This window comes from Bartonella sp. AA2SXKL (assembly GCF_042197205.1).
GTDB lineage: Bacteria > Pseudomonadota > Alphaproteobacteria > Rhizobiales > Rhizobiaceae > Bartonella.
Genome location: NZ_JBHIRN010000236.1, coordinates 356 through 608 on the forward strand (window position 1 = coordinate 356; position 253 = coordinate 608).

Sequence of the window (253 nt, forward strand, 5' to 3'; positions counted from 1 at the left end):
GGATAAGCAATGAAATTGATATCAGGCATTAAGTATTTAAGTTCACGCATCGAGCGCCACATGTGGTAATCATGGGTGACGATGTAAACTGTTTTATAGTGGTGTTTTTTGATCCAAACTGCGCTTTCTTCAGCATTCCCTTTTGTATTAATCGCTTTATGCCCAATGTCAACGCAACAGGCAAAGAGTTGTGGAGTAATATGTGTACTATGCATGAATCTCTTGAGAGTGGTTGTTGTGTTTACTCCACTGA

1 protein-coding gene is annotated in these 253 nt (G+C 39.5%); it reads right to left on the reverse strand.

Annotated features, from left to right (window positions below):
- Positions 1–253 (reverse strand): YdcF family protein (locus tag ACFINS_RS10940; protein WP_375706286.1); only part of this gene is annotated, 253 nt, incomplete at both ends.